1 protein-coding gene is annotated in these 623 nt (G+C 68.1%); it reads right to left on the bottom strand.

Going from position 1 to position 623, the window contains the following annotated elements:
* Positions 1-404 (bottom strand): hypothetical protein (locus tag ACFRCG_RS48860; protein ID WP_380043147.1); only part of this gene is annotated, 404 nt, incomplete at its 3' end.
* Positions 405-623: the final 219 nt, after the last annotated feature.

The raw sequence follows: 623 nt of genomic DNA, 5'->3' as shown, positions 1-623 counted from the left end.
CCTATGAAGGCTTTGTCCACGTGGAACGTCAGCGGGGACACCGTGTCGCATCTGATGCGCAGACGACCCGGATCCGTAGCACTCTTCACCTTGCGGCAGCTCTTGTGCTCGTCAAGCCCGACCGGTGAGGTGTCCTCGGGCAGTCTGTACTTGATCGCAATGCCCGCCCCGAGGGGCGCCCCCTCCGGCACGTAGACACGCGAACCGTCCGGCCGGCTCGTGAAGACCTTGGGCCGCACGGTAAGGGTCCCGCCCACGTCGCTGGTGAGATAGGGCTGCTCCAGCGAGAGCCCGTAGTCGGGCTTGGCGGGCTCGGACCGCTGTGCGGGCAGGGCCGTTGCGGGATTGGCCGCTCCCAGGGTGGTCAGGACCACCGTCGCGGCAACACCGAGCGGCACACGCATGGCACGCCTCAGCGATGACGCACGGCGTCCGCCCGGGTTGGTGCGGTGAGCGAACATCTCTGGCCGTTCCCCTCGAGTCGAGTGGTGCACCCACCAGACTCTCGGCACGGTCGCAGAGTTGCCCTCGACGACTACGCCGCCGACACCCATCCCCAGCTTGTCGCCCGCCTGGTCGGCGAACTGCGCGAACTCCTCGCCCTGGACCTGGACGAGTCCGAC

This window comes from Embleya sp. NPDC056575 (assembly GCF_042793325.1).
GTDB lineage: Bacteria > Actinomycetota > Actinomycetes > Streptomycetales > Streptomycetaceae > Embleya.
The sequence above is the reverse complement of the archived record's forward strand: the minus strand, read 5'-3'. Positions and strand labels throughout refer to the sequence as shown.